The sequence below is a fragment of the Streptomyces sp. NPDC102441 genome (genome assembly GCF_044765585.1).
In the GTDB taxonomy this organism is placed as follows: Bacteria; Actinomycetota; Actinomycetes; order Streptomycetales; family Streptomycetaceae; genus Streptomyces.
In genome coordinates, this window is the sequence record NZ_JBIWKH010000015.1 from 1 (window position 1) to 26,355 (window position 26,355).

At 70.9% G+C, this 26,355-nt stretch carries 24 protein-coding genes and 1 pseudogene; 20 read left to right on the plus strand and 5 right to left on the minus strand.

Annotated features, from left to right (window positions below):
- Positions 1 to 230 precede the first annotated feature (230 nt).
- The 11 genes from ACIREO_RS29435 (at position 231) to ACIREO_RS29485 (ending at position 11,368) form a co-directional block, all read left to right on the plus strand.
- Positions 231 to 560 (plus strand): TcmI family type II polyketide cyclase, encoded by a 330-nt coding sequence (locus ACIREO_RS29435; protein ID WP_404115639.1) that lies wholly within the window; start codon positions 231 to 233, stop codon positions 558 to 560.
- Positions 557 to 1,828 (plus strand): beta-ketoacyl-[acyl-carrier-protein] synthase family protein, encoded by a 1,272-nt coding sequence (locus ACIREO_RS29440; protein ID WP_404115641.1) that lies wholly within the window; start codon positions 557 to 559, stop codon positions 1,826 to 1,828. The genes ACIREO_RS29435 and ACIREO_RS29440 overlap by 4 nt, the downstream gene beginning before the upstream one ends.
- Positions 1,825 to 3,039 carry a ketosynthase chain-length factor gene (locus ACIREO_RS29445; RefSeq protein WP_404115643.1) on the plus strand — a complete coding sequence of 405 codons (1,215 nt, stop codon included), beginning with the start codon at positions 1,825 to 1,827 and terminating at the stop codon, positions 3,037 to 3,039. Before ACIREO_RS29440 ends, ACIREO_RS29445 begins: the two co-directional genes overlap by 4 nt.
- Positions 3,040 to 3,204: 165 nt before the next feature.
- Complete coding sequence (locus ACIREO_RS29450; protein ID WP_404115645.1) at positions 3,205 to 3,477, plus strand: acyl carrier protein; 273 nt, start codon at positions 3,205 to 3,207, stop codon at positions 3,475 to 3,477.
- A 122-nt stretch (positions 3,478 to 3,599) separates the two neighbouring features.
- On the plus strand, positions 3,600 to 4,385 hold the full coding sequence (gene fabG, locus ACIREO_RS29455) for a 3-oxoacyl-ACP reductase FabG (protein ID WP_404115647.1): 786 nt from the start codon (positions 3,600 to 3,602) through the stop codon (positions 4,383 to 4,385).
- A 50-nt stretch (positions 4,386 to 4,435) separates the two neighbouring features.
- Positions 4,436 to 5,371 carry an aromatase/cyclase gene (locus ACIREO_RS29460; RefSeq protein WP_404115649.1) on the plus strand — a complete coding sequence of 312 codons (936 nt, stop codon included), beginning with the start codon at positions 4,436 to 4,438 and terminating at the stop codon, positions 5,369 to 5,371.
- A 1-nt stretch (position 5,372) separates the two neighbouring features.
- The gene (locus tag ACIREO_RS29465; RefSeq protein WP_404115651.1) at positions 5,373 to 6,941 is read left to right on the plus strand and encodes an FAD-dependent monooxygenase; all 1,569 of its coding nucleotides are present in this window, start codon (positions 5,373 to 5,375) and stop codon (positions 6,939 to 6,941) included.
- Positions 6,942 to 6,971: 30 nt separating this feature from the next.
- A complete protein-coding gene (locus ACIREO_RS29470; protein ID WP_404115653.1) occupies positions 6,972 to 8,444 on the plus strand; it encodes an FAD-dependent monooxygenase in 1,473 nt (490 codons plus the stop codon).
- A gap of 139 nt (positions 8,445 to 8,583) precedes the next feature.
- Positions 8,584 to 9,447 carry an alpha/beta hydrolase gene (locus ACIREO_RS29475; RefSeq protein ID WP_404116054.1) on the plus strand — a complete coding sequence of 288 codons (864 nt, stop codon included), beginning with the start codon at positions 8,584 to 8,586 and terminating at the stop codon, positions 9,445 to 9,447.
- Between the two features lie 86 nt (positions 9,448 to 9,533).
- Positions 9,534 to 11,102, plus strand: coding sequence for an acyl-CoA carboxylase subunit beta (locus ACIREO_RS29480; protein ID WP_404115655.1), 1,569 nt, complete (start codon positions 9,534 to 9,536; stop codon positions 11,100 to 11,102).
- 14 nt (positions 11,103 to 11,116) lie between these two features.
- On the plus strand, positions 11,117 to 11,368 hold the full coding sequence (locus ACIREO_RS29485) for an acyl-CoA carboxylase subunit epsilon (RefSeq protein ID WP_404115657.1): 252 nt from the start codon (positions 11,117 to 11,119) through the stop codon (positions 11,366 to 11,368).
- 105 nt (positions 11,369 to 11,473) lie between these two features.
- On the opposite strand, the gene ACIREO_RS29490 is transcribed toward ACIREO_RS29485, so the two are convergent.
- The 3 genes from ACIREO_RS29490 to ACIREO_RS29500 all read right to left on the minus strand — a co-directional run bounded on the left by ACIREO_RS29490 (position 11,474) and on the right by ACIREO_RS29500 (position 14,213).
- The gene (locus ACIREO_RS29490; RefSeq protein ID WP_404115659.1) at positions 11,474 to 12,283 is read right to left on the minus strand and encodes a 4'-phosphopantetheinyl transferase family protein; all 810 of its coding nucleotides are present in this window, start codon (positions 12,281 to 12,283) and stop codon (positions 11,474 to 11,476) included.
- The gene (locus ACIREO_RS29495; protein WP_404115661.1) at positions 12,283 to 13,221 is read right to left on the minus strand and encodes an aromatase/cyclase; all 939 of its coding nucleotides are present in this window, start codon (positions 13,219 to 13,221) and stop codon (positions 12,283 to 12,285) included. The genes ACIREO_RS29490 and ACIREO_RS29495 overlap by 1 nt, the downstream gene beginning before the upstream one ends.
- 299 nt (positions 13,222 to 13,520) lie before the next feature.
- Positions 13,521 to 14,213 (minus strand): antibiotic biosynthesis monooxygenase family protein, encoded by a 693-nt coding sequence (locus ACIREO_RS29500; protein ID WP_404115663.1) that lies wholly within the window; start codon positions 14,211 to 14,213, stop codon positions 13,521 to 13,523.
- A gap of 230 nt (positions 14,214 to 14,443) precedes the next feature.
- On the opposite strand from ACIREO_RS29500, the gene ACIREO_RS29505 reads away from it, so the two are divergent.
- The 3 genes from ACIREO_RS29505 to ACIREO_RS29515 are packed head-to-tail and all read left to right on the plus strand — an operon-like array spanning position 14,444 to position 16,780.
- Positions 14,444 to 14,887, plus strand: a complete 444-nt coding sequence (locus ACIREO_RS29505; protein ID WP_404115665.1) for a nuclear transport factor 2 family protein — start codon at positions 14,444 to 14,446, stop codon at positions 14,885 to 14,887.
- Positions 14,884 to 16,227, plus strand: coding sequence for a cation:proton antiporter (locus tag ACIREO_RS29510; RefSeq protein WP_404115667.1), 1,344 nt, complete (start codon positions 14,884 to 14,886; stop codon positions 16,225 to 16,227). Before ACIREO_RS29505 ends, ACIREO_RS29510 begins: the two co-directional genes overlap by 4 nt.
- A gap of 13 nt (positions 16,228 to 16,240) precedes the next feature.
- Positions 16,241 to 16,780: a flavin reductase family protein gene (locus ACIREO_RS29515; RefSeq protein WP_404115669.1), complete on the plus strand. Its 540-nt coding sequence runs from the start codon at positions 16,241 to 16,243 to the stop codon at positions 16,778 to 16,780.
- Positions 16,781 to 16,841: 61 nt separating this feature from the next.
- Here ACIREO_RS29515 and ACIREO_RS29520 read toward each other — a convergent pair whose 3' ends face one another.
- The gene (locus tag ACIREO_RS29520; protein WP_404115671.1) at positions 16,842 to 17,243 is read right to left on the minus strand and encodes a winged helix-turn-helix transcriptional regulator; all 402 of its coding nucleotides are present in this window, start codon (positions 17,241 to 17,243) and stop codon (positions 16,842 to 16,844) included.
- A gap of 251 nt (positions 17,244 to 17,494) precedes the next feature.
- Here ACIREO_RS29520 and ACIREO_RS29525 point away from each other — a divergent pair, with 251 nt between their 5' ends.
- The 5 genes from ACIREO_RS29525 (at position 17,495) to ACIREO_RS29545 (ending at position 24,540) form a co-directional block, all read left to right on the plus strand.
- On the plus strand, positions 17,495 to 18,982 hold the full coding sequence (locus ACIREO_RS29525; RefSeq protein WP_404115673.1) for an MFS transporter: 1,488 nt from the start codon (positions 17,495 to 17,497) through the stop codon (positions 18,980 to 18,982).
- A gap of 15 nt (positions 18,983 to 18,997) precedes the next feature.
- Positions 18,998 to 19,402 carry a pyridoxamine 5'-phosphate oxidase family protein gene (locus tag ACIREO_RS29530; RefSeq protein WP_404115675.1) on the plus strand — a complete coding sequence of 135 codons (405 nt, stop codon included), beginning with the start codon at positions 18,998 to 19,000 and terminating at the stop codon, positions 19,400 to 19,402.
- Positions 19,403 to 19,592: 190 nt separating this feature from the next.
- Positions 19,593 to 21,068 (plus strand): FAD-dependent monooxygenase, encoded by a 1,476-nt coding sequence (locus ACIREO_RS29535; RefSeq protein ID WP_404115677.1) that lies wholly within the window; start codon positions 19,593 to 19,595, stop codon positions 21,066 to 21,068.
- Positions 21,069 to 21,128: 60 nt separating this feature from the next.
- Complete coding sequence (locus tag ACIREO_RS29540) at positions 21,129 to 22,844, plus strand: NAD(P)/FAD-dependent oxidoreductase (protein WP_404115679.1); 1,716 nt, start codon at positions 21,129 to 21,131, stop codon at positions 22,842 to 22,844.
- A gap of 169 nt (positions 22,845 to 23,013) precedes the next feature.
- Positions 23,014 to 24,540 (plus strand): FAD-binding oxidoreductase, encoded by a 1,527-nt coding sequence (locus tag ACIREO_RS29545; protein WP_404115681.1) that lies wholly within the window; start codon positions 23,014 to 23,016, stop codon positions 24,538 to 24,540.
- 68 nt (positions 24,541 to 24,608) lie between these two features.
- Here the strand turns inward: ACIREO_RS29545 and ACIREO_RS29550 are convergent, their stop codons facing one another.
- Positions 24,609 to 25,214 (minus strand): TIGR03086 family metal-binding protein, encoded by a 606-nt coding sequence (locus ACIREO_RS29550; RefSeq protein WP_404115683.1) that lies wholly within the window; start codon positions 25,212 to 25,214, stop codon positions 24,609 to 24,611.
- A 59-nt stretch (positions 25,215 to 25,273) separates the two neighbouring features.
- Between ACIREO_RS29550 and ACIREO_RS29555 the strand changes: the two are divergent.
- Positions 25,274 to 26,188, plus strand: a pseudogene (locus tag ACIREO_RS29555) (helix-turn-helix transcriptional regulator); the annotation flags it as partial.
- Positions 26,189 to 26,355: the final 167 nt, after the last annotated feature.

Here is a 26,355-nt window from a genome sequence, read left to right on the forward strand (position 1 = left end):
TCAACGCCCACCGCTCCGGCACCGTGAAGGGCCTGGCCGCGGAAGTCGGCACCTCGGTCTCCTCCGGCGCCACGATCTGCGAAATCAAGGACTGAGTAACAGGATTCCGCTTGATCGGGCTGCGGAATTCTTGCACGGCCTGACAAAGCCCTGACACAAGCACCGTTGAAAACGCCTTACGGGCCTCGGATACTGAAATTGAATTGATGAGCAGTGAGGAGAGGGAAAGCATGCACAGCACTCTGATCGTGGCTCGTATGGACACCGCTTCCAGCATTGATGTCGCCAAGCTTTTCAGTGAGTTCGACGGCACCGAAATGCCTCACCGTATGGGTACGCGCCGGCGGCAGCTCTTCGAGTACCGGGGTCTGTATTTCCACCTGCAGGACTTCGACGAGGACCAGGGCGGACGGCAGATACAGGAGGCCCGGCACGACCACCGCTTCCAGCAGATCAGTGAGGACCTCAAGCCGCTGATCGAGGCGTACGACCCCGCCACCTGGCGTTCCCCGGCCGACGCGATGGCGAAGCGCTTCTACAGCTGGGAGGCCTCCGCGTGACCGGGCGACGCGTGGTCATCACCGGTATCGAGGTGCTCGCTCCCGGCGGCGTCGGGGCGAAGGCCTTCTGGGACCTGCTGAGTGACGGTCGCACCGCCACTCGGGGGATCACCTTCTTCGACCCGAGCCCCTTCCGTTCCAGGGTCGCCGCGGAGATCGACTTCGATCCCCGGGAACACGGCCTGGGGCCGCAGGAGATACGGCGCATGGACCGGGCCGCCCAGTTCGCCGTGGTGGCCGCGCGCGGTGCCGTGGCCGACAGCGGCATCGACCTGGAGGCCTACGACCCGTACCGCGTCGGGGTCACCATCGGCAGCGCCGTCGGCGCGACGATGGGCCTCGACGAGGAGTACAACGTTGTCAGCGACGGCGGCCGTCTGCACCTGGTCGACCACGAGTACGCGGTCCCGCATCTGTACAACTACCTGGTGCCCAGCTCCTTCACGGCCGAGGTCGCCTGGGCCGTGGGCGCGCAGGGCCCGAGCACGGTGGTCTCCACCGGCTGCACCTCCGGCATCGACTCGGTGGGCCACGCCGTCGACCTGCTCCGCGAGGGCTCCGTGGACGTGATGATCGCCGGTTCCTCGGACGCCCCGATCTCGCCGATCACGATGGCGTGCTTCGACGCGATCAAGGCGACCACCCCCAGGCACGACGACCCCGCGCACGCCTCGCGCCCCTTCGACGGCTCCCGCAACGGCTTCGTCCTGGGCGAGGGTTCGGCGGTCTTCGTCCTGGAGGAACTGGAGAGCGCGAAGAAGCGCGGCGCGCACATCTACGCCGAGATCGCCGGCTACGCCACCCGTTCCAACGCGTATCACATGACCGGTCTGCGTCCCGACGGCAAGGAGATGGCCGAGGCGATCGACACCGCCCTCGGCGAGGCGCGGATGAACCCGACCGAGATCGACTACATCAACGCGCACGGCTCGGGCACCAAGCAGAACGACCGGCACGAGACCGCCGCGTTCAAGCGGAGCCTGGGCGACCACGCGTACCGCACTCCGGTCAGCTCCATCAAGTCGATGGTGGGGCACTCGCTCGGGGCCATCGGATCCATCGAGATCGCCGCCTCCGCGCTGGCGATGGAGCACAACGTGGTGCCCCCGACGGCGAATCTGCACACCCCGGACCCGGAGTGCGACCTCGACTACGTACCGCTGGTGGCGCGGGAGCAGCTCACCGACGCGGTCCTGACCGTCGGCAGCGGCTTCGGCGGATTCCAGAGCGCCATGGTGCTGGCGCGCCCGGAGAGGAGTGCGGCATGACCACCTCAGTCGTAGTGACCGGCCTGGGCATCACCGCGCCCACGGGGCTCGGCATGCGGGACTACTGGGCCGCCACGCGGGCCGGTAAGAACGGAATAGGCCGGGTCACCCGGTTCGACTCCTCGTCCTACCCGGCGACCCTCGCGGGGGAGGTCCCCGGCTTCGCCGCCGAGGAGCTGCTCCCCAGCAGGATGCTGCCGCAGACGGACCGGATGACGCGTCTCGCGCTCGTCGCGGCGGAGTGGGCGCTCGCCGACGCCGGTGTGGACCCGAAGGGTCTGGCCGAGTACGACATGGGCGTGGTGACGGCCAGTTCGTCGGGCGGCTTCGAGTTCGGCCAGAACGAGCTGCAGAAACTCTGGAGCCAGGGCAGCCAGTACGTCAGCGCGTATCAGTCCTTCGCCTGGTTCTACGCCGTCAACAGCGGCCAGATCTCCATCAGTAACGGGCTCAAGGGCCCCAGCGGGGTGATCGTCAGCGACGAGGCCGGCGGCCTGGACGCCATCGCGCATGGCCGCCGGCTGATCCGCAAGGGCACCCGGATGATCGTCTCCGGTGGTGTCGACGCCTCCATCTGCCCCTGGGGCTGGGTGGCGCAGCTCGCCGCCAAGCGGCTGACCACCAGCGACGAGCCGACGCGGGCGTTCCTGCCGTTCGACGCGGACGCCTCCGGCTACGTCCCCGGCGAGGGCGGCGCGATCCTGATCATGGAGTCGGCCGATTCCGCCCGCGAACGCGGGGCGCGCGTCTACGGAGAGATCGGCGGCTACGGCGCGACCTTCGACGCCGCGCCGGGCAGCGGACGCGAGCCGGCGCTGCGCAAGGCCATCGAGATCGCCCTCGACGACGCGGGCGTGAGGCCGGAGGACGTGGATGTGGTCTTCGCCGACGCGGCCGGGGTTCCCGAGCTGGACCGGATCGAGGCCCAGGCTCTCGCGGACGTCTTCGGCGAGGAGGGCGTCCCGGTCACCGCGCCCAAGACGATGACCGGCCGGCTCTACTCGGGCGCGGCGCCGCTGGACGTGGCCACCGCCCTGCTAGCCATCGAGGAAGGCCTGATCCCCCCGACGGTCAACACGCGTCCGGCTCCCGAATACGGCCTCGACCTGGTCACCGAGAACCCGCGCACCGCCGATCTGCGTACGGCGCTGGTGGTGGCCCGCGGCTACGGCGGGTTCAACTCGGCCGTCGTCGTCCGTGCGGCGGACTGATCCGCCGTCGCACCCCATTGACCGCGCCCCCGCCCACGGGTTCATCCCCCGTACCCGCGGGCGGGGGCGCCCTTCTTCCCCCGTACGTGAACCGCCCCCCTCGAACCACCCGCACGGCCGGGCTCCGGCCCACTCACGCATGACCATGACGAAAGGACGATCCACATGACCACCAACGCTTTCACCCTGGACGACCTGCGGCGCATCCTCCTGGAGGGTGCGGGGGCCGACGAGCGCGTCGACCTCGACGGGGACATTCTCGACGTCCAGTTCGAGGCGCTCGGCTACGAGTCCCTCGCCCTGCTGGAGACCGGCAGCCGCATCGAGCGCGAGTACGGCATCGTCCTGGACGAGGACCTGCTCACCGACGCGGACACCCCGCGCGCGCTGGTCACGGCGGTCAACGAGCACCTCCTCGCGGTCCCGCGCGCCGCCTGAGACGGCCGGCGGCCGCATCTCCCCGCGTCCGGGCGGGGCGGAGACACGATCCGCCCCGCCCGGACGAACCGTCCCGACGAAACGCCAGGACGAACCACCCACGGAACATACGGAGAAGAGACATGTCGTTGCAGGAGAAGCGGGTCGCCCTGATCACGGGCGCGACCAGTGGCATAGGCCTCGCGAGCGCGCGGGCGCTGGGCGCCCAGGGACACCGGGTCTTCATCGGGGCGCGTGACGCCGCAAACGTCGCCGCCACCGTGAAGGAGCTACAGGCCGAAGGCATCGAGGCCGACGGAACGGTCCTGGACGTACGCGACTCCGCGTCGGCCGCCGCCTTCGTCCAGGCCGCGGTCGACCGGTTCGGGAGCGTCGACGTCCTGGTCAACAACGCGGGCCGGTCCGGTGGCGGTGTGACCGCGGACATCGACGAGGAGCTGTGGAACGACGTCGTCGACACCAACCTCAACAGCGTCTTCCGCCTGACCAAAGAAGCCCTCAACACCGGGGGCATGCGCCACAAGAGCCGCGGCCGCATCATCAACATCGCCTCCACCGCCGGCAAGCAGGGCGTGGTGCTCGGCGCCCCGTACTCCGCCTCCAAGCACGGCGTGGTCGGCTTCACCAAGGCGCTGGGCAACGAGCTCGCCCCCACGGGTATCACCGTCAACGCCGTCTGCCCCGGTTACGTCGAGACGCCGATGGCCCAGCGGGTCCGGGCCGGCTACGCCGCCGCGTACGACACCTCCGAGGACGCCATCCTCGACCGCTTCCAGTCCAAGATCCCGCTCGGCCGCTACTCCACCCCGGAGGAGGTCGCGGGCATGGTCGCCTATCTGGCCTCCGACACCGCCGCCTCCGTGACCGCCCAGGCCATCAACGTCTGCGGCGGACTCGGCAACTTCTGATCCGTACACCGAGGGTGCCGAGGCATCCGAAACCCCGAAGAGGAAGTCCCATGACAACCCGCGAGGTTGAGCACGAGATCACCATCGCCGCGCCCGCGCCGGACGTGTACCGGCTGCTGGCCGACGTCACCAACTGGCCGCGGATCTTCCCGCCCACGATCCATGTGGACCAGGTGGAGTCCGACGGCTCGCAGGAGCGGATCCGGATCTGGGCGACCGCCAACGGACAGCCGAAGAACTGGACGTCCCGCCGCGAGCTCGACCCGGACGGCCTGCGGATCACCTTCCGCCAGGAGGTCACAGCCGCCCCCGTCGCGGCCATGGGCGGTACGTGGATCATCGAGCCGCAGGCGGGGGAGTCAGCCCGGGTGCGGCTGCTGCACGACTACCGGGCCATCGACGACGACGCCCACGACCTGCTCTGGATCGACGAGGCGGTCGACCAGAACAGCCGCTCCGAGCTGGCGGCTTTGAAGGAGAACGTCGAGCGGGCCCACGCCACCGACGACGTCACCTTCTCCTTCGAGGACACCGTCCACATCAACGGATCCGCCAAGGACGCCTACGCCTTCATCGACGAAGCCGGACTCTGGCCCGAACGCCTCCCCCACGTCAGCACCGTCCACCTCACCGAGGACACCCCCGGCCTCCAGACCCTCACCATGGACACCCGCGCCAAGGACGGATCCGTCCACACCACCACCTCCCACCGCGTCACCTTTCCCCACCACCGCATCGCCTACAAACAGACCACCCTCCCCGCCCTCATGACCCTCCACACCGGCCTGTGGACCTTCACCGACACCGACAACGGCACCACCGCCACCAGCCAGCACACCGTCACCCTCAACACCGACAACATCACCAAAATCCTCGGCCCCCGAGCCACCACCCAAGACGCCCGCACCTACGTCCACACCGCCCTCTCCACCAACAGCCTCGCCACCCTCAACCACGCCAAAGACCACGCGGAGAAGAAGTACTGACATGGCAGCGGACCACCGGGGCGCCGCCCAGGACACCGCGCGGGCCCTGAGGACCGATGTCCTGGTGGTCGGGGCCGGCCCCGCCGGGCTCATGCTCGCGTGCGAACTCAGGCTCGGCGGGGCCGAGGTGCTGGTCCTCGACCAGCGACCCGGGCCCACCACGGAGTCGCGGGCCAGCACGCTGCACGCCCGCACCATGGAGATCCTCGACAGCCGTGGACTGCTGGCCGCCCTCGGCACGCCGCCGTGCGAGCCGCGCGGCCACTTCGGTGGCATCGGGCTCGACCTCACGCTGCCCAGCTCGCACCCCGGCCAGTGGAAGGTGCCGCAGGGCCGGACGGAGGAACTCCTCCAGGACCGGGCCGCGGAGCTCGGGGCGGACCTGCGCCGACGCCACCGGCTGACCGGACTGACCGCAGGACCGGACGGCGTGAGCGCCGACGCCGTCGGCCCGGACGGCCCGGTCAGGGTCTCCGCCCGCTATCTGGTCGGCTGCGACGGCGAGGAGAGCACCGTACGGCGGCTCGTCGGGGCGGACTTCCCCGGCCGGGACGCGGAACGCGAACTGCTGCGCGCCGACGTCGCAGGGATCCGCACCCCGGACCGGCGCTTCCTCCGGCTGCCCGGCGGCCTGGCCATCTCCGCCACCCGTGACGGCGTCACCCGGGTGATGGTGCACGAGTTCGGGGCGCCCGCACGCCGGCGTTCCGGCGCGCCGGACTTCGCGGAGGTCGCCGGGACCTGGAAGCGGGTGACGGGCGAGGACATCAGCCACGGCGTCCCGCTGTGGATCAACGCCTTCGGTGACGCCGCCCGCCAGCTCGACCGGTACCGCCACGGCCGGATCCTCTTCGCGGGGGACGCCGCCCACCGGCAGATGCCCAGCGGCGGACAGGCCCTCAACCTGGGTGTGCAGGACTCCTTCAACCTGGGCTGGAAACTGGCCGCCGAGGTCCGCGGCGACGCCCCCCGAGGACTCCTGGACAGCTACCACACCGAACGCCACGCGGTCGGCGCCGAAGTCCTGGCCAACATCCGGGCGCAGGCCCGGCTGCTGCTCGGCGGGCCGGAGATCGAACCGGTGCGCGCGATCGTGGCCGAACTGATCGCGCTCGACGACGTACGGATCCGCCTCGCGGGGACGATCAGCGGTCTGGCCGTCCGCTACGACCTGGCGGACGGCGGTGACCACCCGCTGCTCGGCCTCCGGCTGCCACCCGTCGAGCTGACGCGGAACACGGCCGGGGGCGGCGCCACGATCCGCACGGCGGAGCTGCTCCGCCGTGGCACGGGCCTGCTGCTCGACCTCGGCGCCGGGACAACCCCGGGCCCCGGCGGGACCTCCGGGGCGGCGTGGAGCGAGGACCGGGTCGCACGGGTCGCCGCACGGCCCGCCGCGGGCTCCCCGCTGCGCGCCGGCGAGGCACTGCTGGTGCGGCCCGACGGATACGTCGCCTGGGGCGGCCGGAACACCGGTGACCCCGCTCTGCGCACCGCGCTGCGCCGCTGGTTCGGGGAACCGGACCGTACGCGCACCGCCCACTCCACCGAAACCGCTGCCGCGCGCTGAGACGACGGCAGGAACCAGGAAGGCACACCCATGGATGCCGACGTCACGGACGCCGACGTAATCATCGCCGGCGCGGGGCCCACCGGGCTCATGCTGGCAGGGGAGCTGCGACTGGGCGGCGCGGACGTCATCGTCCTCGAACGCCTGGAGCGCCCCACCGGGCAGTCCCGGGGCCTGGGATTCACCGCACGCGCCCTGGAGTCCTTCGACCAGCGTGGCCTGGTCCCGAGGTTCGGGGGGCTGGAGACGAGCCCGATGGGCCACTTCGGCGGGGTGCAGTTCGACTTCACCGCGCTGGAGGACGCGCACTTCGGGGCGCGCGGCATCCCGCAGTCCCGCACCGAGGCGGTACTGGAGGAGTGGGCCCTTGAGCTCGGCGCCGGGATCCGGCGCGGCTGGGACCTGCTCGACCTCTCCCAGGACGCCGACGGGGTCACCGTCACCGCCGACACCCCGGACGGCGAACGCCGGCTGCGCGCCCGCTATCTGGTGGGTGCCGACGGCGGACACAGCCTGGTCCGAAGGACCGCCGGGTTCTCCTTCCCCGGCACCGACGCCACGCGTGGCATGTACCTCGCCGATGTCGTGGGCTGCTCGATCCCCCCGCGGTTCCTCGGCGAGCGGGTCCCGGCAGGCATGGTGATGGCCGCGCCGCTCGCCGAGGGTGTGGACCGGATCATCGTGTGCGAGCACGGCGCACCGCCCGCGGACCGTAGCCGGACGCCGGACTTCGCGGAGGTCGCGGCTGCCTGGCAGCGGCTGACCGGCGAGGACATATCCGGCGGCAGCGCCGACTGGGTCAGCTCGTTCAGCGACGCCACCCGGCAGGCGAGCGAGTACCGGCGCGGGCGTGTGCTGCTGGCCGGCGACGCCGCGCACATCCACCTGCCGGCCGGCGGCCAGGGGCTGAGCACCGGCGTCCAGGACGCCGTCAACCTGGGCTGGAAGCTGGCCGCGGTGGTGCGGGGCCAGGCCCCCGACGGTCTGCTCGACACCTACCACGACGAGCGGCACGCGGCCGGTGCGCGGCTGCTGGCCAACACCCTCGCGCAGGGCACGGTGTTCCTCGGCGGAGCCGAGTCGGAGCCGCTGCGGACCCTGTTCGCCGGGCTCATCGAGCTGGACCCGGTCAAGCGGTTCCTCGCCGGGGTGGTCAGCCACCTCGACGTCCGCTACGACCTGGGTGAGGGGGACCATCCGCTGCTCGGGCGCAGGCTCCCGCCGCGTGTCCTGGAGACCGCTTCCGGCCCTGTCGGCACCCCCACGCTGCTGCACTCGGCGCAGGGCCTCGTCCTCGACCTCGCCGACGACCCGGACGTACGGGAGGCGGCGGCGGGCTGGAAGGACCGGGTCTCCGTCGTCACCGGCACACTCCAGGATCCCGGCGTCTTCGCGGGTGCCGAGGCGGCCCTGGTCCGCCCCGACGGCTATGTCGCCTGGGCGGGCGCGAGCGCCTCGGAGCTCGGCGGCGCACTGCACCGCTGGTTCGGCGCCCCCGCCTGAACGGCCCCGCGCGCCACGGTTGTGCAGCCATTCCCAACAGGCACCAGGAGGAGAACATGAGCAGCGCCCCACATCTCACCCGCACGACCCGGGCCATGCCGTGAACGCGCCCGCCGTCGTGCCGGCCGCCGCACCCGCGATGTCGCCCGGGGTCCGCCCGGTCGTCCTGGAGGCCGGGCCCTGCCGGCTGTCCGCGCTGATCGCCCAGCCGCAGGGCACACCGCGTGCGACGGTCGTCGCGGTCCACGGCGGCGGCATGCGGGCGGGCTACTTCGACGGCCAGGCCCATCCCGATGTCTCCCTCCTCGCCCTCGGTGCCGCTCTCGGCTACACGGTCGTCTCGGTGGACAGGCCCGGATACGGCTTGTCCGCCGCCCAACTGCCGTACGGCCAGGACCTGTCCGGGCAGTCCGCCATGCTGGGCGCCGCGCTCGCCCACCTGGCCGGCCGCTATCCCACCGGCGCGGGGGTGTTCCTCGTCGCGCACTCGTTCGGCGGGAAGCTCGCCCTCACCTACGCGGCGGGCCAGGATGACGCCGCGCCGCCCCTCCTGGGGTTGGACGTCTCGGGCTGCGGCCGGGACTACGCCGTCGACACTGACGATCTGCGCGACCCCCACCAGCACGGCCACTGGAAGCGGAACTGGGGAGCCCTGCGCTTCTATCCGCCCAACACGTTCCGTGACGCCGCCGCCCTCGTCGCGCCCATGCCGGTGCGGGAGCGGGCGGAGGCGGCGCGCTGGCCCGCCAGTTTCACCGCGGCCGCCGCCCGGGTCCCGGTCCCGGTCCGGCTCACCTTCGCCGAGCGCGAACTGTGGTGGCGGCACAGCGAGGACGACCTCGCCGAACTCGCCGGTCTCTTCACCGCCTCGCCGTTCGTCACCGTCGACCGGCAGCCGGAGGCGGGCCACAACATCAGCCTCGGCTGGGCCGCCCGCGCCTACCACCTGCGGGCCCTGACCTTCCTGGAGGAGTGCCTGGCCCGTGCGGGTGCGCCCGCCTGAGCCGCGTACGGGCCACCCGGGGGTGAGGCCGCCGAAGACCGGCACCCGCCACCCGTGCACCGCCGATACAGACAGGAGACCCGCACATGCCGCCCGCGATATCCGACACACTCACCGAACGGCTCACCGGCCTGGAGTCCCGCAAGGACGAGGCCAGGCACGGTCTCGATCCCCGTGCCACCGAACGCCAGCACGCCAAGGGCAAACTGACCGCGCACGAGCGCATCGAACTGCTGCTGGACAAGGGCAGTTTCTCCGAGGTGGAGGCGCTGCGCCGGCACCGGGCGACGGGCTTCGGCCTGGAGGCCAAGAAGCCGTACGGCGACGGTGTGGTCACCGGCTGGGGCACGGTCGAGGGCCGGACGGTCTTCGTCTACGCGCACGACTTCCGGGTCTTCGGCGGGGCGCTGGGCGAGGCCCACGCCACCAAGATCCACAAGATCATGGACATGGCCATCTCGTCCGGCGCCCCGCTGGTGTCCCTCAACGACGGCGCCGGCGCCCGGATCCAGGAGGGCGTCTCCGCGCTCGCCGGATACGGCGGGATCTTCCAGCGCAACACCCGGGCCTCCGGGGTCATCCCGCAGATCTCGGTCATGCTCGGCCCCTGCGCGGGCGGCGCGGCCTACAGCCCCGCGCTGACCGACTTCGTCTTCGCGGTCCGGGACATCTCCCAGATGTTCATCACAGGACCGGACGTGGTCAAGGCGGTCACCGGCGAGGAGATCACCCAGAACGGCCTCGGCGGCGCCGACGTGCACGCCGGCAAGTCGGGCGCGGTCCACTTCGTCCACGACGACGAGGAGACCTGCCTGGCGGAGGTCCGGTACCTGATCTCCCTGCTGCCCTCCAACAACCGGGAACTTCCTCCCAAGGTGCTCAGCGGGGACGCGGCCGACCGCCCCGGCGACGCGCTGCTCGACCTGGTGCCCCTCGACGGCAACCAGTCGTACGACATCCGCGGCGTAGTCGAGGAACTCGTCGACGACGGCGACTACATGGAGGTGCACGCGGCCTGGGCGCAGAACATCGTCTGCGCGCTCGCCCGGATCGACGGACACACCGTGGGCATCGTCGCCAACCAGCCCGCCGCGATGGCGGGGGTCCTGGACATCAGGGCGAGCGAGAAGGGCGCGCGGTTCGTGCAGTTCTGCGACGCGTTCAACATCCCGCTGGTCACGCTGGTGGACGTGCCGGGCTTCCTGCCGGGCGTCGACCAGGAGCACGAGGGCATCATCAGGCGCGGCGCCAAGCTGCTGTACGCGTACTGCAACGCGACCGTGCCCCGGGTGTCGGTCGTGCTGCGCAAGGCGTACGGCGGCGCGTACATCGTCATGGACTCGCGGTCGATCGGCGCGGACATCGCGCTGGCCTGGCCGGCCAACGAGATCGCGGTGATGGGCGCGGAGGGCGCCGCCAACGTGGTCTTCCGCCGGGAGATCGCCGCGGCCGACGACCCCGAGGCCATGCGCCAGGAGAAGATCGAGCAGTACAGGCAGGAGCTCGTCCATCCGTACTACGCGGCCGAGCGTGGCCTGGTCGACGACGTCATCGACCCCCGGGACACCCGGTCGGTGCTGGCCCGCTCGCTGTCGATGCTCGTCGCCAAGCACGCCGACCTGCCGTGCCGCAAGCACGGCAACCCGCCCCAGTGAGCCGAGGAGCAGCCATGGACACGGATCCGGACATCCAGCCCGCCGGGCTCTCGTTGCGCGTCGTCAAGGGGAACGTCTCCCCGGAGGAACTGGCCGCCCTGACCGCGGTCCTGATGGCCCGTGCCGCCTCGGCGGGCGTCGAGCCGGACGACCTGGCCCGCCGCCACCAGGCGGTCGCCCTGTGGCAGCGACCGGACCGGGTCGCCGTCTTCGACGGCCCGCGCACCTGGCAGTCCGCCCCGCGACCGGTGGCCCGCGCGGCCTGAGCGCCTGTCGTGTGACCTCGACGGGCGGGCGTACGGCAGAAGCACCGAGGGGCCGGGGAGAAATCCCCCGGCCCCTCGGTGCTTCTGTGTGTCGCGCACCGGTGCTCAGGCCGCCCGTGTGCCGTCCCGGGTGCCGCCGACGACGTCGCGCAGCAGGGCGTGCAGGCCCGGCTCGACCGTGGCGATCCGGTCCGCGGCGTCACGGGCGTACAGGAGTGCTTCGGGTACGGACCGGATGAGGACGCGGCGGTCCCCGCTGCCCATGACCGCCACCGCGGCGATATGGCTCTCGCACAGCGGGAGATTGCCGACCACCCAGCCGTCGGGCCGGTGGCCGGTCCCGTACTCGCCCAGGTAGTCGAGATGGACACTTCGGCCCAGGCCGGTGCCCAGCCCCTTCAGATAGGCCTCCTTGCGTGTCCACAGCCGGCCGAACGCCCTGGTCCGTTCGGCGCCGGACATCCGGCCGAGCTCACCCCGCTCGGCCGGATGAAGGGACGGGAGAACGGCCTCGGCCGTCGCGTCGGACGGAAGACGCTGGACGTCGGCGCCCACCCGGGGTTCGGTCACCGCCACCACGGCGAGACCGTGGCTGTGCGAGAGGGAGAACTCCGGGGCGCCCGGCATCCCGAGCACCCGCGGCCGGCCGTGCCGGCCACCGGCCCCGTCGTAGCGCTCGCCCGCGATGGAGAGCAGCTGCGGCGCGATGCCGGTGTAGACGGCCAGCACGCGGCGCAGGCCCACGTGCGCGGCTGCGTACATCCGCTGGTTCTCGGCGGCGACGTACGCCGCGGCGCGCCGCTTCTCCAGCGCGTCGAGCTCGCCGATCGGTATGTCGCGGGGCGAGAGCGGCGGTGGCAGCAGCCACAGATGCAGCTCCCCCTCGCCGATGGACAGCACGTTGCCCACCGCCATCAGCGCTTCTCCGCGTGGTCTTTGGCGTGGTTGAGGGTGGCGAGGCTGTTGGTGGAGAGGGCGGTGTGGACGTAGGTGCGGGCGTCTTGGGTGGTGGCTCGGGGGCCGAGGATTTTGGTGATGTTGTCGGTGTTGAGGGTGACGGTGTGCTGGCTGGTGGCGGTGGTGCCGTTGTCGGTGTCGGTGAAGGTCCACAGGCCGGTGTGGAGGGTCATGAGGGCGGGGAGGGTGGTCTGTTTGTAGGCGATGCGGTGGTGGGGGAAGGTGACGCGGTGGGAGGTGGTGGTGTGGACGGATCCGTCCTTGGCGCGGGTGTCCATGGTGAGGGTCTGGAGGCCGGGGGTGTCCTCGGTGAGGTGGACGGTGCTGACGTGGGGGAGGCGTTCGGGCCAGAGTCCGGCTTCGTCGATGAAGGCGTAGGCGTCCTTGGCGGATCCGTTGATGTGGACGGTGTCCTCGAAGGAGAAGGTGACGTCGTCGGTGGCGTGGGCCCGCTCGACGTTCTCCTTCAACGCCGCCAGCTCCGCCGTGGCGCTGCCCGCGACCTCCTCGCCGGCCGTGTCCAGCTCCGCGTCGTCCCCTGACACCCGGAACTCGTGCAGCAGCCGCACCCGGGCGGACTCCTCCCCGAGCGGTTCGACGACCCATGCGCCGCCGAGGGAGGTGAGGGGTGCTTCGACGTGCAGCCTCTCGAAGTTGACGCGGAGTTCGGCGTCCTGGACGATCCGGCGCAGCCTGCGGGACCGCAGCGTTCCGCCGGCGGCCTCCCAGATGCGCAGGAGCTGCTCGCCCTCCGGTGCTTCGTCGTGCGCGACATGGACGGTGGCGGGGAACGTCCTCGGCCAGTTCTCCACATCGGCGATCAGCCGGTGGACCGTGGCGGCCGGGGCGGCCACGGTGATCTCGTGCGCCGTCCGGCGCACGCCCGCTTGACTCATGTTGGGACTCCTCGTCCTTGAAGGGCGCGGGGAGTACGGGCCGGATCACCCCATGGAGGCGTGGCCGTGGTCGCGTCGACTCGTGACAACGGCACGGCCCGGGGGAGCCCGGTGCCCGATACGCCCGCGAGGGAAAAACCCTGTACGTACGGTCCGTCCGGGAAGCCCGGCGGGCCGGAACCTGGACTGCCGCTGCCGGTCGGTGCCCGGCAGCGGCAGTGCGGGCGGTCTCGCTCGACGCCGCCCGAGGTGTACGTCTCCGTACGTGCGCCCGGCCGGAACTCCGGCCGGGCCGGCCGTCACTCGCCCGCGGCGCGGGTGTGGACGACGCGGTAGGTGTTGACGTCCTGCCAGGTCGACAGCGCGGCGACGCGGGCGTCGACCTTCTGACGCTCCGGGGCGCGGTCCGCCTCCGGCGCGTCACGGAAGGCGTCGTACGCCTCCTTGCTGTCCCACTGCGAGTACGAGACGACGAACTTGCCCTCGATGCCACGGGCGCGCAAGCCGCGCAGCACGGTGTGGGTGCGGTAGCCCGGCACGTCCTGGAGCCACTCCTGGGAGGATCCCAGCGCGTCGACGAGGTCCTCCTGCTCCTCCTCGGCCACGCCGAACAGCTCGATGGCGGTGTAGTCGTCGCGGTCCGGGGAGATCTCGGTGCCGTCCAGGCCGGGCTTCGACTGGGTGAAGGCGATCTCGTTCTGCAGCAGCCGGATCGAGGTGGTGATCTCGCCGAACAGCGGCAGCGTGCGGTGCTTGAACTCCTCGCCGGCGTAGCGGGCTTCGAGGTCCTCGCTGCTGTTCCACTGGATGAAGTTGGCGGTGCCCGGCTTGTCCTCGCCCGCGTGGACGGTGCTGGAGATCCAGCCCTGGTAGGCGGCGGAATCGACGATCTCACGCATCGCGGCGAGAAGCTTGACCTGCTTCTCGGGAGCGTCGGTCGAGAACAGGTTGAGAACAGTCAGATGCTGACCGTCGGCTGCAATCTTCGGCATTCTCTTCTCTTCCATTCGAGGAAAGGGGTTTGCGAACGGCCATAACCACTCGGGCCGGGTGTTCCCGTCACAGCCTGGCAGGGGAAAAGCGGGCCGGGAAAGGCCTCTCCCGTCATGATTCAGCGCGGTTCTGTCAAGTTTCCGGTTGCGCGCGTAAGATCTTCCGCATAATCGTCAGGTCTCTGAAAAGCGCCTTGGCCTGCCATTGGAATGGCGGCCATGCTCGGGTAATGCATCCAGGCCAGGCAATAGCCGACATACGTACGCTGCTTGACCGGTATCTCATCGGTCTCGACGACGAGGAACTGGACGACGCGTGGGCCGCCGCGCTGTTCACCCGTGATGCGCGGGTGGAGTTCCCCATGAGCGGCCACAAGGGCCTCGAAGGGCTCGCCGCCTACCACCGTGACTCGCTCGCGGCCTTCGCCGCCACCCAGCATCTGGGCTCGGCCGCGGTGGTGGACATCAAGGAGGAGGGGCGCGCGGTGCTGCGCGCCAACCTCGTCTCGACGCATGTGCACCGGCCCGGCGCCGCGGGCGGACCGCTGTTCACCGCCGGCACGCTGGCGACGGGCGAGGCCCGGCTGACCGGCGAGGGCTGGCGGCTCGCCGCGTTGTCGTTCCGGGTCCTGTGGACCGACGGCTCTCCGCCCGCTCCCCAGGAGTCCCGGTGAACGCATCGGCGGCCGGCGGCGTACAGGAGTCCACCCTCACGATGCTGCTGCTCGGCATCGGTGTGGTGCTGCTGGCCGGCGCCGCGCTCGGCCGGCTCGCCCAACGGCTGCGGCAGCCCGCGGTCGTCGGTGAGATCACCGCCGGCATCCTGCTGGGGCCGAGCGTTCTGGGGCTGCTGCCGGGCGACCTGCCCGGGCGTCTCTTCCCCGCCGAGGTGCGTCCGCTGCTGTCTGCGGTGGCCCAGGTCGGCCTGGTCCTCTTCATGTTCGTGGTCGGCTGGGAGTTCGAGAAGCGGCTGGTCCGGCCGCACGCCGGTCTCGCGGCCGGCGTCTCGCTGTCGTCGATCGTCCTGTCGTTCGGCCTGGGTGTCGCGCTCGCGCCCGTGCTGTACGACGAACACGCGACCGTGGCCGGCAAGGAGATCTCCTTCGTCGCCTTCGCCACCTTCCTCGGCACGGCCATGTCGGTGACCGCCTTCCCGGTGCTGGCCCGTGTCCTCTCCGAGAACGGGCTCCTGGGCACCCGGGTCGGATCGCTGTCCCTGGCCAGCGCCGCGGTCGACGACCTGCTCGCCTGGTGCCTGCTGGCGTATGTCTCCGCCCTGGTCACCTCGGACGGCGACTACTCCCAGCTGGCGCGCATCGGGCTGCTCAGCGTGGCCTACGTGGCTCTGATGTTCCTGGTCGTACGGCCGCTGGCGGCACGCCTGGTGTGGCGCTGGGCGGCGGCGGAGCGCTGGCCGACGCTGCTGGCGGTGCTGTGCGCGGGCGCGCTCGGATCGGCGGTGCTGACCTCGTGGATCGGCATCCACGCGATCTTCGGGGCGTTCCTCTTCGGCTTCGTGATGCCGCGCGAGCCCGCCCGCGTGCTGGCCGAGCACCTGCGCAAGCCGATGAGCAACGTCAGCACCGTCCTGCTTCCCGTCTTCTTCATCGTCACAGGCCTGGGCGTGAACCTCGGCGCGCTGACGAGGTCGGACTGCGTCGGGCTCGCCCTGATCATCGCCGTGGCCTGTGCGGGCAAGCTGATCGGCGCCATCGTGCCGGCCCGGCTGGCCGGCTTCTCGTGGCGGGACTCCAGGGACCTCGGGCTCCTCATGAACACCAGGGGCCTGACCGAACTCATCATCCTCAACGCGGCCGTCAGCCTCGGCGTCCTGGACGGGCGCATGTTCACCATGCTGGTGATCATGGCGCTGGTCACCACCGCGATGGTGGGCCCGCTGCTGTCCCGTCCCGCACCCCCGGCCGTACCCACCGCGCGCGGGCCGGAACCGGACGCACCGGAGAAGCAGCGCGTGCCGGAGGACGCCGCGCATCTCATCACCCCACGCACCTGAGAAAGGGCATGTCGTGATTCCTGTTCAGTCAGCAACCACCAAGAAACCGGCCCCGGTCGACGGACGCGCCCTGCGCGACGTGTGCGGGAACTTCGCCACCGGCGTCACGGTCATCACCTCCGGCTCCGGGCAGGAGGCGTCCGGCACCACGGTGAACTCGTTCACCTCGGTCTCGCTGGAGCCGCCGCTGGTGCTCATCTGCCTGCACCGCGCGTCCAGGCTGCTGCCGGTGGTCCAGGACGCAGGCGGCTTCGTGGTCAACTTCCTGACCCAGCATCAGCAAAGCCTGGCCTGGGCGTTCGCCGGCCGGAACTCGGCCCGGATGGACGACGTCGTCCACCACCGCTCGGAGGCCGGACTGCCGGTCCTCAGCGAGGCGCTCGCCTTCCTGGACTGCCGTCTGATCACCGAGTACGACGGCGGCGACCACGCCATCCTGCTCGGCGAGGTCGTCGAACTCGGGGCGCCCGCCACCGAGAAGGATCCGCTGATCTTCTTCCAGGGAACCATGCGGGAACTGGACGGCGATGCGGCAGCCGCACGGGCGAGCTGACGTGCCGGGCGCCGTGGTCCGCCGCCCGTCCGTCCGCTCGGCGACCGCGGCCGGAGGCCGTCTACTCCGCGGTGTCGAACTCCTGCCGCGCCTGCTCGACGCGCGGCAGGTTGTCCGCGGACCAGTCCGCGAGATGGGCGAAGAGCGGCGCCAGGCTGCTCCCGAGCTCGCTGATCTCGTACTCCACCCTGGGGGGCACCTCGGGGTGGTAGGTGCGCACCACCAGCCCGTCGCGCTCCATCTGCCGCAGACGCTGGGTGAGCACCTTCGGAGTGATGGTGCCGATGTTGCGCTGCAGCACGACGAAGCGCTGGCGGCCGAAGGCGTGGAGCGTCCACAGGATCGGCGTCGTCCACCGGCTGAAGACGATGTCGAGCACCGGAGCGATCGGGCACGCCTGCTCCGAGGTCACTCCGTGCACGGGGCCGGCTCCGGCGCCCGGCAGGGCGGTGCTGGTGTTCATGCGAACCCTCCAGGTAGTCACTTTCCTCTAGGTACCTACTTTACTCGGGATGCTAGCTTCCTGGAAGACGCCACAGAGCACCGCCGTCACCGGCCGTCAGCCATGCCGTTCTCCCCGCGCCACCAGGCTTTTTCCCAGTTCCAGAGGCTCAGGGCTCCGCCCCGGCTCCACCGGCTCCACCTGGTCCACCGGCTTCATCCGCTTTCCCTGTCCCGTCCCCTCATCCGTTCCGCGTTCTCCGAGGAGTTGTCATGTCAGTCCAAGAGTCCCCGATCACCTCAGCAGCGAAGCCGGACGGCGGGCCCGCCCGCCGCCCCGGCCTCATCCTGGCCTTCCTCTGCCTGGCCGGCTTCATGACGTTCCTCGACGTGTCGATCGTGAACGTCGCCCTTCCCACCATCGAGACCGAGCTCCACATCTCCCAGACGGCGCTGCAGTACGTCGTCACCACGTACGGCATGCTCCTCGGCGGTTTCCTGCTGCTGACCGGCCGGCTCGCCGACACCCTCGGACGCCGCCGGATGCTCCAGACCGGCCTGGTCCTCTTCGCCGTCTCCTCGCTGTTCGCGGGACTGGCGCAGAACTCGGCCATGCTGATCGGCGCACGTGGTGCGCAGGGTCTGGCCGCCGCCTTCATGGCCACCGCCGCACTCTCCCTGCTGACCAGCAACTTCGAGGAGGGCCCGGCGCGCAACAAGGCGCTCGGTGTGTGGGGCGCCCTCAGCGGCGTCGCCGCCGTCGCCGGTGTCACTCTGGGCGGGCTGTTCACCGACGGGCCGGGCTGGCGCTGGATCTTCTTCCTCAACGTGCCGATCGGTATCATCGGCGCCCTGGTCGCCCCGATGATCGTCGGTGAGAGCCGCTCCGCCGAGCGCACCCGCAGCTTCGACGTCGCGGGCGCCGTCGTCCTCACCGCCGGTCTGATCCTGCTGATCTTCACCCTCGGCCAGACCGTCGACGACTCCGATGTCCCCATGGCCCGTATCTACGGCGGGTTCGCACTCTCCGCCCTGCTGCTGGTCGGCTTCCTGTTCATCGAGCGCCGCGCCGCCGATCCGCTGATGCCTCTCGGCGTCTTCCGCAGGCCGTCCCTGCGTGCCGCCAACATCATCGCGATTCTGCTCCTGGGCACCTGCGTCAGCCTGTTCTTCTTCGCCAGCCTCTTCATGCAGCAGGTGCTCGACTACTCGGCCATCACCACCGGTCTCGCGTACGTCCCCCTCGCCCTGACCACCGCGGTCGGAGCGGGCATCGCCTCCCAGGTCGTCACCAAGGTCGCCGCCAAGCCCGTCCTGATGACCGGTCTGACCCTGGTCGGCACCGGCATGCTGCTGCTGTGGAGGGCGCCGTCCGACGCGGCCTACGCAATCGACCTGCTGCCCGCGTTCATCATCTGCGGCCTCGGCCTGGGTGCCTCCTTCGTGCCGCTCCAGATCTCCGCGTTCGCCGGCTCCGAGGAGCGCGAGTCGGGTCTGGCCGCCGGCCTCATCAACACCTCCCAGGAGATCGGCGGAGCCCTCGGCCTCGCCGTCGCCGCGACCTACGCCTTCCGCCGGATCGACGAGCTGGAGGCGCAGAGCAAGGGTGTGCCCGAGCTGGTCGACCAGGCCCGCACGACGGTCTTCCACGACGCCTTCCTCATCAGCGCCGGCTTTGCCGCGGCCGGCCTCCTGGTCACCCTGGTGCTGCTGCCCCTGACCCGGGCCAAGGACCTGCCGGCCGGCGCCCCGGTCGCCTGAGGAACGGAACATCCCATGGCACCGACACAGACACCGACGCCCGTACTGTCCGCCGAGGCACAGGCGTTCCTCACCGAGAACCACCTGTGCACCTTCACCACCCTCCGTCCCGACGGCAGCCCTCACACGGCGCCGGTGCGCTTCACCTGGGACAAGGACACGGGCCTGGCCCGGGTCATGACCGCGGTGACGCGGCGCAAGGCCAGGAACCTGCTGGCCTCGCCGGGCAGCCGGGTGTCGGTCTGCCAGATGGCCGGCTGGCACTGGATCACGCTGGAGGGCACGGCCGAGGTCTCCACCGATCCCGCCCGTGTCGCGGAGGGCGTGCGCCTCTACACCAAGCGGTTCTGGTCGCCGCCGCCCAGGCCGCCGGGTCTGGCGGTCGTCGAGATCCGGGTCGACCGGGTACTCGGCGCCTGATCCGAGGAACCGAGAGGGTGCCGGAAGCTGTGCTTCCGGCACCCTCCCGTGTCTCCCCGGAGCCGCTCCGGTCCACCGTCTGACACACATACCGGAGATCTGACGAACTTGTCAGAGCCCTGTACCGGCAACCGTTCAGCTTCCCCCGTCCCGTCGGAATACTGAAGAAAACACCAGCGGGAGAGGGAAGATGGACGACTTGAATGCCGATGTAATCGTTGCCGGAGCAGGTCCTGCGGGACTCATGCTCGCCGGCGAACTCCGCCTCTCGGGGCTTTCCGTCATCGTGCTCGACCAGCTCACCGAGCCCATGCAGCAGTCACGCGCCCTGGGATTCTCCGCCCGCACCATCGAGGAATTCGGGCAGCGCGGCCTCCTCGAGGAATTCGGTGAGCTGGACACCATTCCCGGAGGCCACTTCGGCGGCCTCCCCATCGACTACCGCATCGTCGAGGGCGGCAACTTCGGCGTACGGGGCGTCCCGCAGTCCCGCACCGAGGCCATCCTCCACAAGTGGGCCGCGGGGCTGGGAGCCGAGATACGCCGCGGTCACCAGGTCGTCGGCATGACCGAGAGCGCCGACGGCATCGAGGTCGACGCCGAGGGCCCCGAGGGTTCCGAGCGCCTGCGCGCCTCCTACCTGGTGGGCTGCGACGGCGCCCGCTCCATCGTCCGGCGGCTGGCCGGCATCGACTTCCCCGGCACCAACGCCACCATCGAGATGAAGATGGCCGACGTGACCGGCGTACCGCTGCGGATCCGCCCCACCGGTGAGGTCGGCGAGGCCGGCATGGTCGTGGTCCTGCCCCTCGGACCGCACGCCACCCGGGTCGTCGTCTTCGAGCGCGGGGCCGGGGTCCGCCCGTCCCAGGAGCCGCCCACCTTCCAGGAGGTGGCCGAGTCCTTCCAGCGGGTGACCGGCGAGGACATCACCGGCGCGACGCCGCTGTGGACCAGCTACTTCACCGACGCGAGCCGGCACGCCGCCGAGTACCGCAAGGGCCGGGTCTTCCTCGCGGGCGACGCCGCCCACATCCACCTGCCGATCGGCGCCCAGGGCATCAGCGCCGCCGTCGGCGACGTCGTCAACCTCGGCTGGAAGCTCGCGGCCGTGGTCAAGGGCCAGGCCCCCGACGGCCTGCTCGACACCTACCACGCCGAACGGCACCCGGTCGGCGCCATGATCGTCGCCAACACCCTGGTCCAGCGCTCGCTCTACCTCGGCGGCCCCGAAATGCAGCCGTTGCGCGACATCTTCGCCGACCTCGTCAAGATCGAGGAGGTGCGGCGTCACCTCGTCGGCCTGGTCACGGGCCTGGACATCACCTACGGCGCCGCGCCCGGCGACCACCCGCTGCTCGGCCGCCGCCTGCCCGACCAGGAGCTGATCGCCGGCGACGAGAAGACCACCACGTACGCACTGCTCCACCAGGGGCGTCCGGTCCTGCTCGACCTGCACGACAGCGCCGGACTGCGCGCGGCCGCCACCGGCTGGGCGGACCGCGTCGACATCGTCACCGCGTCCCGCGCCGACGCGGACGCCCCGGCCGCGAGCCTCCTGGTCCGCCCCGACGGCTATGTCGCCTGGGTGAGCACCGACGGCGCGCCCGACGGCCTCGAAGAGGCGCTCACCCGTTGGTTCGGCGTGGCTCAGCGCGCCGCCTGACCTCTACCGGACCGGCGCCACGTGAGCGCCCGTCGAACCCGAGAAAGAAGGAGTGCGGTCTTGTCCAGCAAGGATCAGGCAGTCAAGGCTCAGACGGTGAAAGAGGCCCCCGGGGCCGAAGAGTGGAACGAGTGCGACGTCCTGATCCTGGGATCGGGCCTCGCGGGCTCCATCACCGGCGCCATCCTGGCCCGTCAGGGGGCGAACGTCGCCCTCATCGACGCAGGCCAGCACCCGCGGTTCTCCATCGGTGAGTCGCAGAACCCGCAGCTCGTCGAGTGGCTGCACATACTCGCCGCACGCTACGACGTGCCAGAGATCAAGCACATGCTCGACGTGAAGGCGATCACCGAGCACATGGGGCCGCACCACGGCCGCAAGCAGAGCTTCGGCTTCGTCTCGCACCGGAAGAACCGCGAGCCGGATCCGCGCGAGGCCAACATGTTCGTGATCCCCAAGATGCTGACGGAGGCCGTCCACCTCTACCGGCAGGACACCGACTCGTACTACCTCAACGTCGCCGCGAAGTACGGCTGCACGCTGCGCCAGAACTGGCGCGCCACCGACCTGGACTTCGACGACGACGGCGTCACGGTCACGGGCACCAACGGCGAGGTCTTCCGGGCCAAGTACCTCATCGACGCGAGCGGCTTCCGCTCCCCGCTCGCCGAGAAGTTCGCCCTGCGCGACAACCCGCCCCGGCACAAGCACCACGCCCGTTCGCTGTTCACCCATTACGTGGGCGTCAAGCCGTACGACGACGTGTGCAACTACCCCGAGGCGCTGCGCCCGCCGGCCGAGTCGCCCTTCCACGGCGGCACCCTGCACCACCTCATCGAGCGCGGCTGGTTCTGGATCATCCCGTTCGACAACTACAAGGACTCCAAGAACCCGGTCTGCAGTGTCGGCCTCACCTTCGACGAGCGGCTGTACCCCAAGCCGAAGGACATGACGCCCGACGAGGAGTTCAACCACTACCTCGACATGTACCCGGCGGTGAAGCGCCAGTTCGACGGCGCCAAGCGGGTGCGCGAGTGGGTCTCGACCGACCGGATCCAGTACTCCTCCAAGCAGACCGTCGGGGACCGCTGGTGCCTGATGTCCCATGCCGCCGGCTTCATCGACCCGCTCTTCTCCCGTGGGCTGTCCAACACGTTCGAGGTGGTCGACGCCCTCGCCTGGCGCGTCCTGGACGCGCTGCGCGAGGACGACTTCAAGGCGGAGCGCTTCGAGTACGTGGAGCGGCTGGAGCAGGGGCTGCTGGAGTACAACGACAAGATCGTCAACAGCTCGTACATCGCCTTCAGCCACTTCCGTCTCTGGAACGCGGTCTTCCGCGTGTGGGCCTGCTTCACCACGCCGGCCACCATGCGGCAGATCCAGGCGCGCCAGGCCTTCGAGTTCGACGGCGACGACCGGCACTTCAAGGAGATGGAGAAGGCCCCCTACACCGGCCTCTGGTGGCCGGACAGCCATGCCTTCAAGCACCTCTTCGACATCACGGCCGAGACCTGCGAACGGTACGAGGCCGGGGAGATCGACGGGGACAAGGCGGCCGACATCGTCTTCGAGGCGATCCGCAACTGCGAGTCGGTGAACACTCCGTTCGGCTGGAAGGACCCCGAGGACCACCGGTTCTACCGCGCCACCACCCCCACGATGATGAAGTTCATGTGGTGGGCGAGCACCTCCGGCCCCAAGGAGATGCGCGACCTCGGCCGCTCCATGCTCAAGGGCGTCGTCAGGCAGGGCATGCGCGGCCGCAAGGTCTCCTGACCCGCCTGCCCCCTGTACGCGGCGCCGGGGCCGTCGGCCCCCTGGGGGTCCCGCACAGCGCGGGCCCCCGGGCCCTTCCCTCCCCCTGCGGGCCGGGAGCCGTGGCCCGGCGCCGCCCCCTCTCGCACGTCTCACCTCTTCCCAGTCCACCTCGACCCATGGGACACCCGTGATCACTCGCAGAGCACTTCTCGGTGCGGGCACGGCCGTCGCCGGCCTGGCCGCCCTGCCCAGCACGTCCGTCGCCGCCGCCACCAAGGGAGGCACGGCCCCCTGGGCCCAGCTCGCCCGTAACCTCAAGGGCACGCTGGTGCTCCCCGCCGACGCCTCCTACGGCGTGGCGAAGCAGCTGGAACTCGCACAGTTCGACGCGGTCGCGCCCAAGGCCGTCGCCTACTGCGCCGGTTCGGCCGATGTCTCCGTCGCCCTCCGGTTCGCCCAGGACAACTGCCTGCCCGCCGCCGTGCGCAGCGGCGGACACAGTTTCGGCGGCTACTCGACGACGCCGGGCCTGGTCATCGACGTATCCAGGATCAACGCGATCACCGTCGGGGACGGCTCGCTGAGCGTCGGCCCCGGTGCCAGGAACGTGGACATCCTGGGCGCGATCTCCCCGCACGGCCTCGTGGTCAGCGAGGGCGGCTGCCCGACCGTCGCGACCGGCGGTTTCGTGCAGGGCGGCGGTTTCGGCTTCCTGACCCGGTCGACGGGCATGGCCTGCGACGCCCTCACCTCGGCCGAGGTGGTCCTGGCCGACGGCCGGGTGGTGACCGCGTCCCCGACCCGGCACAGCGACCTGTTCTGGGCGATACGGGGAGGGGGCGGCGGCAACTTCGGCGTCGTCACCCGTTTCACGGTCACCCCGCACGTCGGCGACCAGATAGCCATGGCCAACCTCATCTTCCCGTACGACCGCGCGGCGGACGTCCTGGACGCCGCCTCCCGGTGGCTGGTCGACGCGCCCCGCACGATCGGCGGCGGCGGATACGTCGTGCAGCCGGACGCCGCCCCCGGCTCGGTGCCGAACGTCAACATCATGCTGGCCTCGCGCGGCACCCCGGCGGAACTGGCCGCGGAGACGGCCCGGCTGCTGTCCCTGACCGGTGCGCCCGTGAACCGCCAGGACGCGGTCATGACCTATCAGCAGCTGATGATGATGGTGTTCGGCTGCGGCGAGCTCAGCCAGGACGAGTGCCAGCGCTCCGGGAAGACCCCGACCGGGGTCCTGACCCGGCCGGAGTTCGGTCTGGAGCGGACCAGGATGGGCAGCACCCCGTACACCGCCGCCGGCTGGGCCGATGTGATGACGGCCTTCGACGCCGACCGGGCGGCGGGCCAGGCCCGCTACCTCGACCTGCACTTCTTCGGGGGAGCGGCCAACGACCCGGCCCGCACCGACACGGCCTACGTGCACCGCGACTCGCTGTTCTCGGTGAACTACCGGGCACTGATCAACGATCCGCAGCAGAACACCGCCGAGGCCAGGGCCGTCGCCACCCGCTGGGTGGACAACGGGTTCTCGGTCGTCGATCCGCTGTCCAACGGTGAGACCTACCAGAACTGGATGGACCCGTCCCTGACGGACTGGAAGCAGTCCTACTACGCCGAGAACTACTCACGGCTGGCCACGGTCAAGGCGGCGTACGACCCCGACCGGTTCTTCTCCTTCGCCCAGGGCATCGGATCGGCGGGCTGACCCCGGCCGCACCGGAAAGAGGGAAGGGCCGCCGTCACCGGACGGCGGCCCCTCCCCTCCGGTCCCGGTCAGGGACGGCGGCCGTACCAGCCCACCAGCTTGTCGATGTCGGGAGCGTCCTCGTGTACCTCGACCACCGGTCCGAACGGAACCTGTCCGCCACGCGGCTCGGCCGGCACGGCACGCTGCATGACGGCCAGCGGCGCCGCCAGCATCTCCGGGTCCCACTGCGGGCTCTGGCCCGTGGCCTTGGCCAGGTCCCAGATGTGCAGCACGAACTCGTTGGTGTAGATCACCGAGGCGACCGCCCCGGGGACAGGGCCCCACGGCAGAGCGATCTGCCGTCCCAGGACCGCGGGGTCGGACCACACGGCGTCGAACTCCTTGGCCGCCCCGGTCCAGGCCTCGGCCCAGGTGCCGTCGGCGACATCGGGGGCGAGGTTCGGGACGCTCATGAAGGAGCCGCCGCTGCCGAGCACGGTGACGCGTCGCAGGACCGAGACCAGGTGGTTGGAGAGGTCGCGGACCGAGTACTCCGGACAGGGAGTGCCCTGGTCGTACTGGTCGGGGCGGATGGCGGCGAGGACTCCGGTGGCCAGTTCGACGGCCTTGAAGAGGCCGCCACGGGGGTCGGCGGGCGGACGGGTGCCGGAAGCATTCGAGGTATCAGTCATAACTTCATCTTCCCTATAAAACAGGTCACCTCATGGCCTATTAGAAAGAGCTGGACAAAATGAAGGCAGACCGTCTGGTGGCTACCCTGCTCTTCCTCCAGGCGCGTGGGCGTGTGACGGTACGTCAGGTGGCGGAGGAGCTCGAGATCTCCGAGCGCACGGCCCGTCGCGATCTGGAGGCGCTGTCCACCGCCGGGGTCCCCGTCTACTCGCAGCGCGGGCGCGGCGGCGGATGGAGCCTGGTGGGCGGTGCCCGCACCGACCTCACCGGCTTCACGCAGCGCGAGATCGGGGCGCTGTTCCTGGCGGCCGGCCCGCTCTCCGCGTCCCCCGAACTCCGCGCCGCCCTGCGCAAACTGGTGCAGGCGGTCCCCGCCCCGATGCGGACGCACGCCGAGGCCGCGTCCAAGGCGCTGGTCGTCGACGGCCTCGACTGGTCACGCGCGGCGGTGCTCGCCGCGGGCGGACCGCACCACCACGCCCTGGAGCAGGCGGTGCTGGACCGGGTGCGCATCACCATCGGCTACGCGGACGAGGGCGCCCCGCGCCAGGAGCGGACGGTCGACCCGCTCGGCCTGGTCTGCAAGGCCGGCTGCTGGTACACGGTCGCCGCGGACGGGGAGGGGCTGCGCTCCTTCCTGCACACCCGGGTCACCTCCGTCACCGTCACGGGTGAGCCCGCCCGGCGGCCGGAGGGCTTCGACCTGGCCGAGGCCTGGCAGGGGCTCGCGGCCGAGACCGAACGCCGGCTGCGCGCCACGACCGTGCGCGCCGTCGCCGGGCCCGCCGCCGTGCCGGCCCTGCGTGAGCTGCTGGGGGGCCGGCTCCGGACGGGGGAGTTACGCCCCGACGGACGGTGCGACATCGAAGTGGACGGCCCGTCGGTCGATGTCCTGGTCGCGCAGCTTGCGGGCGCCGGAGCACATGTGGAGGTGCTCGGTCCGCCCGAGGCGCGCGCCCGTCTGGCGCTCCTCGGGCAGGAGCTCGCCGCCGCCCATGGCGGGGCTCCCCGAAGCGGCGCCGACACCTCCCTGGACACCCCCCCGGGTGCCTCCCTGGGCGCCTCCCAAAACGAAAGCCACTTTCCTCTAGGTACCTACTATGTTGAGGATGCTAGCGTCGACGGTGTCACGGCGAAGAG